The sequence below is a fragment of the Rummeliibacillus sp. POC4 genome (genome assembly GCF_003576525.1).
Classification (GTDB): Bacteria; Bacillota; Bacilli; order Bacillales_A; family Planococcaceae; genus Rummeliibacillus.
On sequence record NZ_QWUA01000032.1, the window covers coordinates 37,403 to 46,468 of the forward strand.

The 9,066-nt window shown below is 35.0% G+C and carries 10 protein-coding genes; 8 read left to right on the forward strand and 2 right to left on the reverse strand.

Annotation, left to right across the window (positions count from 1 at the left end; genetic code table 11):
• Positions 1–23: 23 nt before the first annotated feature.
• The 4 genes from D1606_RS11420 (at position 24) to D1606_RS11435 (ending at position 2,561) form a co-directional block, all read left to right on the forward strand.
• Positions 24–1,103 (forward strand): AI-2E family transporter, encoded by a 1,080-nt coding sequence (locus D1606_RS11420; RefSeq protein ID WP_119416139.1) that lies wholly within the window; start codon positions 24–26, stop codon positions 1,101–1,103.
• 9 nt (positions 1,104–1,112) lie between these two features.
• Complete coding sequence (locus D1606_RS11425; protein WP_119416140.1) at positions 1,113–1,736, forward strand: NUDIX hydrolase; 624 nt, start codon at positions 1,113–1,115, stop codon at positions 1,734–1,736.
• A 146-nt stretch (positions 1,737–1,882) separates the two neighbouring features.
• On the forward strand, positions 1,883–2,350 hold the full coding sequence (locus tag D1606_RS11430; protein ID WP_119416141.1) for a hypothetical protein: 468 nt from the start codon (positions 1,883–1,885) through the stop codon (positions 2,348–2,350).
• A gap of 31 nt (positions 2,351–2,381) precedes the next feature.
• Complete coding sequence (locus D1606_RS11435; RefSeq protein WP_119416142.1) at positions 2,382–2,561, forward strand: hypothetical protein; 180 nt, start codon at positions 2,382–2,384, stop codon at positions 2,559–2,561.
• 134 nt (positions 2,562–2,695) lie between these two features.
• On the opposite strand, the gene D1606_RS11440 is transcribed toward D1606_RS11435, so the two are convergent.
• Positions 2,696–3,697: an inorganic phosphate transporter gene (locus D1606_RS11440; protein ID WP_119416143.1), complete on the reverse strand. Its 1,002-nt coding sequence runs from the start codon at positions 3,695–3,697 to the stop codon at positions 2,696–2,698.
• A 15-nt stretch (positions 3,698–3,712) separates the two neighbouring features.
• Entirely contained in the window at positions 3,713–4,333 is a 621-nt protein-coding gene (locus tag D1606_RS11445; RefSeq protein WP_119416144.1) for a DUF47 domain-containing protein, read from the reverse strand.
• Positions 4,334–4,573: 240 nt separating this feature from the next.
• On the opposite strand from D1606_RS11445, the gene D1606_RS11450 reads away from it, so the two are divergent.
• The 4 genes from D1606_RS11450 to fumC all read left to right on the forward strand — a co-directional run bounded on the left by D1606_RS11450 (position 4,574) and on the right by fumC (position 8,911).
• Entirely contained in the window at positions 4,574–5,101 is a 528-nt protein-coding gene (locus D1606_RS11450) for an NfeD family membrane protein (protein WP_164489598.1), read from the forward strand.
• Between the two features lie 33 nt (positions 5,102–5,134).
• On the forward strand, positions 5,135–6,685 hold the full coding sequence (locus tag D1606_RS11455) for a flotillin lipid rafts scaffold protein FloT (RefSeq protein ID WP_119416145.1): 1,551 nt from the start codon (positions 5,135–5,137) through the stop codon (positions 6,683–6,685).
• 132 nt (positions 6,686–6,817) lie between these two features.
• Entirely contained in the window at positions 6,818–7,363 is a 546-nt protein-coding gene (locus D1606_RS11460) for a PCYCGC domain-containing protein (RefSeq protein WP_233548088.1), read from the forward strand.
• Positions 7,364–7,528: 165 nt separating this feature from the next.
• Positions 7,529–8,911, forward strand: a complete 1,383-nt coding sequence (fumC, locus tag D1606_RS11465) for a class II fumarate hydratase (RefSeq protein WP_119416152.1) — start codon at positions 7,529–7,531, stop codon at positions 8,909–8,911.
• Positions 8,912–9,066 lie beyond the last annotated feature (155 nt).

The window sequence follows — 9,066 nt, forward strand, 5'->3', positions numbered from 1 at the left end:
TATTATGAATGAGGTGCAAATAATTGACAAAAAAACTATGGTTTCAAGCAGGCGTAGGTATACTTCTAGGTTTGTTAATCTTGAAGTATTTTCTTGAAATTAAATCTCTCTTTTATCCAATTGTAGTTATTTTGAGTGCTATATTTATCCCGTTATTAGCGGGTGGAATATTATACTATGTAACAGAGCCAATTCAACGCTTTTTAGAAAAGAGAAAATTTCCACGTTGGGCAAGTATACTATCTATCATAGTACTACTATGTGTTGTAGTTTATGGGTTTATAGCTATTGTTGTACCGCCGATTAATACTCAGATTAATAATTTAGTGAAAGCAACGCCAACATTGGCTAACGAACTTTCAGATATGGTCGATTATGTCTTGAAAAACCGTGAAAACCTTCCAGAACAACTAAATGACACGATAGACAATTTAACAAATTCAATTCAAGGTTACGCAGTATTTACAAGTAAATTTTTAGTGCAATTTATTTCAAGTATTGTTTCAGGAGCATTTGTTTTAATACTAGTTCCATTTTTCTTTATCTACATGCTAAAGGACCACGAAAAGTTTGCTCCAACAATTTATAATATATTCACTGGATCAAGACGTGCATGGATTAAGAAAACTTTATCAGAAATTGATGATGTTTTACGAAATTATATTCAAGGTCAATTATTGATAAGTTTCATCTTGGCAGTTATTATTTTCATCGGCTATAAAATTATTGGACTAGAATATGCATTACTGTTAGCTCTCTTTGCCTTCTTTATGAATATGGTACCGTTCATTGGACCATGGATTGCGTTGGTTCCTGCAGTAATAGTAGGTCTTATACATGACCCTATGCAAGCTGTTTGGGTATGTGTAGTCACACTAGTTGCACAACAAATTGATAGTAACTTTATTACACCAAATGTAATGGGGAAAACTCTTGATATACATCCACTAACTGTTATTACGATTATTTTAGCTGCAGGTAATATTGCTGGGTTTGTAGGTATTCTATTAGGAGTTCCATTATATGCTGTAGGTAAAGTTGTTGTAAAAAATGTCTATCAACATTGGAAAGAGATTCGTACTACTGCAACTAAAAATGTGTAGGTGAAATTAGTGGAGACAGAGATTTTAAAAACCTTTGATGAAAATCATAAACAAACTGGTGTTGCCACAAGAGCGGAAATACATGCGAATGGATTATGGCATGAGACATTCCATTGTTGGCTAATTAGTCAGGTGAACGGGGAGTATTATTTGTACTTTCAGTTAAGAAGTGCAGATAAAAAAGACTATCCTTCGCTTTTTGATATTACAGCTGCAGGTCATTTATTGGCAACAGAAAGTCCTGAGGACGGTATTAGAGAATTGAGAGAAGAACTGGGCTTATCATTGTTAAAAGAGGATTTAGAGAAAATTGCCGTTATACCATGTATTATTGAGAAGCCTCTAATGATTGATCGAGAATTTGCTCATGTATTCTTGGCCATTCAAAAAGGAGCATTCACTGATTTTCATCTTCAAGTAGAGGAAGTTGCAGGTATAGTATGTTCAAAGCTTATGGATGTTGTGCAATTTATTGAAGGAGATCTACCATTGCTTCCCCTAACTGGATTTAAGATTCTTGAAAATGGAGAAAAGGTAAATTTCACGCTAGATGCTAAGCCAAGCGATTTTGTTCGTTATAATAACAAATATATGACGTTATTAACAACAATATTAAAGAAAAGGTTTTTATAAGTATTTTTATGTTGAAATGACGAAGAATAATAACGAAATGAGTTGAGAGATTTGAATATCAACTCATTTCGTTCTTTTAGTCTTAGAGGATTGAGTGACAAAAAATGCTATACTAATAAAGACTGTCAAAGACAAAGGAGATCACTATGTTAACATTTGAACAAAAACAACAAATCATTGAAAGTTTTCCTGAACTAACACGTAAAGAAATTTCAATGAATCGTTTAAACTACCATTTTGAAGGTAGTCAATATGATAAGAAAATTGTAGTTGAAAAACTACATCCTAATGGCAATGGCTTCGTTTATGTTGGAGATTTACTTCGCTATAAGGCAGATGAAAAGGGACTAGTCAATATTCGTGACTTCTCTGAACAAGAATTGCGCGAAGTAATTGAAGATTCTATTATGTATTTATCAGAAGTAGATGAACCCGTTGAAGAAGTGAAAATTGAACAAATATGGCGCAATCGTACAGGTGATCAATTACTACTTGTTAATGATGAGCCTTTCTGGAATATCTATCATGGATTTAACTTAGAAGAAAGCTTTGGTACACGCTCAGATGCTGAAGAGTATCTATTGGCGGAAGGATTTAAACCTTCTAACAAATAGTTTGGACTCTGAAAGGAAGAGGTGGATCTAGATGTCAGGTAAAAGAATGGCACTAATCGTTGTTGGTATTGTCCTTATTTGTTTGCTACTTGTTTATATTTCGATATCAGCTTTTTATAAAAATAACCCTCATCAACCAAACCAACAATCATTAGGTTTTTCAACAGAAGTGACACAAGGAACTTTATCAAGAACAATATTTATACATTAAAATCCCCGTATTAAAGAAACTCACTTCAATTTGTGAAGTGAGTTTTTATGTTAATCTGACTAAATTAAATACCATATAATAAATTGATCATATAAAAAAACTGTTAGAATTCTAACAGTTTTTCAGGTTGCAAATTATAAAAATAACTTAAATATAGAGAAAATGGCGGCACCAGCTAATGCAGATATAGGTAATGTAATCACCCAAGTGATAACGATACTCCGTGCAACACCCCAGTGTACCCCTTTAGCATTTTGTGCAGCACCAACACCCATGATAGATGAAGAAATAACATGAGTTGTAGAAACTGGAAGATGTATTTGTGTAGCACCAAAAATAATAAGTGCAGAAGACAAATCAGCTGCGACACCATTAACAGGACGGATTTTCATAATCTTACCGCCAACTGTTTTAATAATTTTATATCCACCAATCGAAGTACCAAGACCCATTGCAACAGCACATGCAATACGAACCCATAAAGGTACACCATCACTGCCACTTAAAAATCCTGCAGAAATTAAAGCCATAGTAATAATCCCCATAGACTTTTGGGCATCATTTGTACCATGTGTAAATGCTTGAAGTGCGGCTGTAGCAATTTGTACTCGTCGGAAGCTTTTGTTGGTACGATATAAATTTAAGTTTTTAAATAGTAATTTAAATAAAGACATCATCAAATATCCGACAATAATTGCGATAAATGGTGAAAAGATTAAGGCTTTGATGATTTTAAGAAAGCCGTTATAGTTTATAGCAGAGAAACCTGCAGCAGCAATGGCAGCACCAGCTAGAGAACCGATAATTGCGTGTGATGAACTTGAAGGTATACCGAAGTACCAAGTGATCAAGTTCCATATAATTGCTGATATTAATGCAGCTAATATTATGAATGAACCATTCGTAAGTGAAAATGGATCAACAATATCTTTTGCCAATGCTTTAGCGACGCCTGTAAATGTAACGGCACCGATGAAGTTCATTGATGCAGCCAAAACTACAGCAACACGAGGCGAAAGCGCACGGGTAGAAACTGCAGTAGCAATAGCATTTGCAGTATCATGGAAACCGTTTATGAAGTCGAATAGTAATGCGAATATTACTACTAGAACAGTTACGATTATTAAAGTATTCATGTGTTTCTACAGCTCCTATGCATTACGCATTATAATAGTGTCCATTGAATTGGCGACATTTTGACAGTAGTCAGCCACTTCTTCTAGTTGTTCATAAATATCTTTAAATTGAATAATGCGGATAGGGTCTTTTTCATGTAAGAACAATTGTTTAATTGAAGTACGTAATACTTCATCGCATTTACGTTCGTAATCCTTAATGAGAATGGCATGTTCGCGCATGTTGATTAATTTTTTATTCGTTAAATGTTCCATCGCAGTTGCGATTTCATCTGTACTTAACACAATATATTTTAAGAAATCTCTCATATAATCATCTACTTCTGTAAGTGAGAACATTTCAAAGTGAGCAATACAACCTTCAACACCATCCAAAATATCATCCATTCGTACAGCTAATTCCAAAATATCTTCACGTTCGATTGGCGTCATAAATGATTTATTCAGCATTTGGATTAATTCGTGGATTAACGAATCTCCATCTGTTTCATATTTTTTAAGTGTTACGCTAAGCTCTTTCAAATCTGCAACGCCTGTTATTTTAAAATCATCAGCATAATGAGCTGCTTCATTTACATTTTTAGCAACTTTCAAAAGCGCAGTAAAGAAAGGGTCTTCTTTTTTTGAGCTAAACATATAAAGCCTCCTAATTTGTCTATAAATCATTACTATCTTATTTTTGAACGCAACTATAATCATAACAAATTGTACGAGAAACCAATACAATAATCCTGTGAATTTTTTTAAAATTTACATTCCCGTAACATTTGAAAATCACGCTTGTAATAATTAGAAAAATTTGAAACTTTCCGCTGTATTCAAACGTATAACATATAGAAAGAAAGGAACAAATTAACAGAAAAGGGGGTGAAGATGATTGAGCTGAATTTATGGTCTATTGAACAATGGTATCTGTACTCATTATTATTCTTAGCAATTTGTATGATTTTATATCTTTTTTTTGGTGACATTGCTGATGGGATTGGAGAAGGAATTCCATTTTTTAATCCGACAGTTATTCTAGCTTTTTTAACCTTCTTCTCTGCAACTGGTTTTATTATTGAAACATTTACTTCCTTGAACAGTTACGTTATCGCCATTATTTCTGCCATTTTTTCAATCGTACTAGATATCCTGATGTATTATTTCATCCTCGTTCCTTTGAAATCAGCTGAAGTATCGATGGCGTATACGGAAGAATCCTTGGGTGGTCAAGTAGGAAAGGTGATTGTACCTATTCCCATCGATGGTTTTGGTGAAGTGGTTGTTGAGACAGTTAACGGCATTATATCTAAACGTGCAACAAGTTATGATCATGTTTCAATACCATATGATTCAAAGGTACTCATAGTAGAAGTGAAAGAAGGAACGTTATATGTCAGAGAGTATGAACCATTATTTTAATGGCTTACTTATATAAAAATAGGGGGAATTATTATGTCATTTTTAGCATCACCGATTTTAATTGTTGGGATAATTGTAGTGGTTATTTTATTAGCTATAATCGGAGTGTATGTAACAAAATATCGAACTGCAGGTCCCGATGAAGCACTTATTGTGACAGGGAGTTATTTAGGGTCTAAAAACGTACATACGGATGAAGGTGGAAACCGTATTAAAATTATCCGTGGTGGTGGTACGTTTGTTTTACCAGTATTTCAACAAGCTGAACCTCTTAGTTTACTATCCAGTAAACTAGAAGTAACAACACCTGAAGTTTATACAGAACAAGGTGTACCGGTGATGGCTGATGGGATTGCCATTATTAAAATAGGTGGTTCAATTTCAGAAATTGCAACAGCAGCAGAACAGTTTTTAGGTAAACCGAAAGAAGACCGTGAAAACGAAGCAAAAGAAGTACTTGAAGGTCACTTACGTTCGATTCTTGGGTCTATGACAGTTGAAGAAATTTACAAAAATCGCGATAAATTCTCACAAGAAGTCCAACGCGTTGCTTCTCAAGATTTAGCGAAAATGGGCCTTACAATCGTATCCTTTACGATAAAAGATGTTAGAGATAAAAACGGTTACTTAGATTCACTTGGGAAACCAAGAATAGCTCAGGTTAGACGTGATGCGGATATTGCAACAGCAGATGCAGAAAAGGAAACTCGTATTAAACGTGCAGAAGCGGATAAAGAAGCACAAAAGGCAGAACTTGAACGTGCAACTGAGATTGCAGAAGCTGAAAAAGAAAATCAACTAAAAGTAGCAGAGTTTCGTCGTGAACAAGATATTGCAAAAGCCCGTGCTGACCAAGCATACGAGCTTGAAACTGCTCGTGCAAAACAAGAAGTAACAGAACAAGAAATGCAAATTCAAATCATTGAACGTCAAAAGCAAATTGAATTGGAAGAAAAAGAAATTTTACGTCGTGAAAAGCAATATGACTCAGAGGTAAAGAAAAAAGCAGATGCAGATCGTTATGCTATCGAACAAAATGCTGCAGCTGAAAAGATGAAACAATTAACACAAGCAGATGCAGAAAAATATCGCATCGAAGCGAAAGCAAAGGCAGAAGCTGAAAAAATCCGTTTGGACGGTTTGGCAAAAGCTGATTCAGAACGTGCACAAGGGGAATCTGAAGCTGAAATTATCCGTCTGAAAGGTCTTGCAGAAGCAGAGGCAAAACGTAAAATTGCAGAAGCTTTCGAGCAATTTGGTCAAGCAGCTGTTTTAGATATGATTATCCGTATGATGCCTGAATATGCAAAACAAGTAGCTAGCCCATTAGCGAACATCGATAAGATTACAGTAGTTGATACAGGTGGTGGAGAAGGTGGAGGCGCAAATAAGGTAACAGGATATGCAACTGACTTAATGGCCACTTTACAAGAAACACTAAAAGCATCATCAGGTATTGATATGAAGGAATTGTTAGAGAATTATTCTGGTAAATATACAATACGTCCAAGTATCGAGCGATTAGCGGATAATGTAAAACAACAAGACGATGCATCAGCTGCAACAACTATTGAAGGTGAATAGATTAATATGCCCGAGCAGACCAATGGTGGTTTGCCGGGCAATTTTTTGTGGAAGATTGTCTTCTATTTGTCATTATATATAATACCCTCCTAAGGTATAATGAAGAAAAAAGGTATTTAAAGGAGTTTTAAATTGAAGAAAAAATGGTTATCGGTGTTATTAGCAGGCACGATGCTTTTAGCAGCCTGCGGAAACAATTCAGGAGAATCGTCAAAGGAAGATCATAATGACCATCATCAAACAAAGACAACTGAAACAACGGAGCATACTAATCATGCAAATCATCAACACAAACTAGCGAATGGTGATCTTCAAGAAGAAACAAAATCAGCAGAAATCTTACCTAGCTTTTTAGAAAATCAAACTGAAGACTTAAAACTTGTATATAAAGCTGCTGGACAAGCTACCGAGATTTTAAAATGGATGCCATGTTATTGTGGATGTGCAGAAAGTGCTAATCATAAAAGTAATTTAAATTGCTTTATAAAAGAGGTAAAAGACAATGGTGCTGTTGTTTGGGATGATCATGGAACACGTTGTATTGTTTGTGTAGAAATTGCGATTAAATCCATTAAACAGGCACAAGAAGGTGCCTCACTTAAAGAGATACGCAAACAAATTGATCAGGATTATAAAGAAGGATATTCAACACCAACACCAACTCCTATGCCATCATAGTACTTCTTAGAATAGGGGTTAAATGTAAAGTAATTAGAATTTTTACTTTTTCAAAAGGTTTTTACTATAATTTAATACAGAATTGCAGACAATTAGAGGGGAAAACGCTATCATATTGTTAGAGTGAGAACAAAACTCGTAGCAAAAGAAATGGAGATGAATGTCTTGGAATACCGTATTGAACATGACTCTATGGGAGAAGTTAAAGTACCAGCAGACAGCAAATGGGGTGCTCAAACACAACGAAGTAAACAAAACTTCCGCATCGGTTCTGACCATATGCCAATCGATTTTATCCACGGCTATGCAATCCTTAAAAAATCCGTAGCAAAAGTATGTGTTGAACTTGGTACTCTATCTGAAATCAAATATGAAGCAATCGCTCATGCTGCTGATGAAATCGTAGCAGGTAAATGGGATGATCAATTCCCATTAGTGATTTATCAAACAGGTTCAGGTACTCAAACAAACATGAACGTTAACGAAGTAATCGCTCATCTTGGTAATGAATACTTAGAAGCAAAAGGTTCTGAAGAACGCCTTCATCCAAATGACGACGTTAACAAATCTCAAAGTTCAAATGACTCATTCCCAACAGCTATGCACATCGCTACTTCTATCGCTGTTGAGAAAAATTTAATCCCAGCTTTAGAGCAAATTAAAGCAACATTAAAAGCTAAATCTGAAGAATTTATGCACTTGATCAAAATTGGTCGTACGCACTTACAAGATGCTACTCCAATAACACTTGGCCAAGAAATTAGTGGTTGGTTATACATGATCGAGTCTTCTGAAAAAATGATCAAAGAAGCAGCATTAAACATGCGCGAACTTGCTATCGGTGGTACTGCAGTAGGTACTGGTCTTAACACTCCAGATGGCTTCGATGAAAAGGTTGTTGCTGAAATTTCAAAAGAAACAGGCTTAGATTTCGTACCATCACCAAACAAATTCCATGCATTAACATCACACGATCAAATCGCTACTACTCATGGTGCGATGAAAGCATTAGCAGCTGATTTGATGAAAATCGCAAACGATGTTCGTTGGTTAGCTTCAGGTCCACGTTCTGGATTTGGTGAAATCTCAATTCCAGAAAACGAACCAGGTTCATCTATCATGCCAGGTAAAGTAAACCCTACTCAATGTGAAGCTGTTACAATGGTAGCTGTACAAGTTATGGGTAACGATGTAACAATCGGCTTTGCTGCATCACAAGGTAACTTTGAATTGAACGTGTTCAAACCAATTATCCTTCACAATTTCATGCAATCAGTTGAATTATTATCTGATGTAATCCGCAGCTTTGATGAACACTGCTTAGTGGGTATTACTGCAAACAAAGATAAACTTGAACACTTCTTAAACAACTCACTAATGTTAGTTACAGCTCTTAACCCATACATCGGTTATGAAAATGCTGCTAAAATCGCAAAACATGCTCATAAAAACGGCTTAACTTTAAAAGCTGCAGCACTTGAAACTGGTCTTCTAACAGAAGAACAATTCAACGAATGGGTTGTCCCAAGTAAAATGATTAAATTCTAAAAATTAGTCTTTAATATTTTAAATAAAAAAACGCCTGAGTATATAAATAAATACTCAGGCGTTTTTTATTTTGTTAGAGTGTTTTTGATAAAATACTTATATACATCGTTTATTCAGCTTCTTTTTACTCTAAGAATTCATGTTTTTTAGTTATT

Bases quoted from the DNA above. Each gene is read 5' to 3' on its own strand.
- D1606_RS11445 (WP_119416144.1), bottom strand. From the start codon at position 4,333: ATGTTTAGCTCAAAAAAAGAAGACCCTTTCTTTACTGCGCTTTTGAAA.
- D1606_RS11435 (WP_119416142.1), top strand. From the start codon at position 2,382: ATGTCAGGTAAAAGAATGGCACTAATCGTTGTTGGTATTGTCCTTATT.
- D1606_RS11430 (WP_119416141.1), top strand. From the start codon at position 1,883: ATGTTAACATTTGAACAAAAACAACAAATCATTGAAAGTTTTCCTGAA.
- D1606_RS11455 (WP_119416145.1), top strand. From the start codon at position 5,135: ATGTCATTTTTAGCATCACCGATTTTAATTGTTGGGATAATTGTAGTG.
- D1606_RS11440 (WP_119416143.1), bottom strand. From the start codon at position 3,697: ATGAATACTTTAATAATCGTAACTGTTCTAGTAGTAATATTCGCATTA.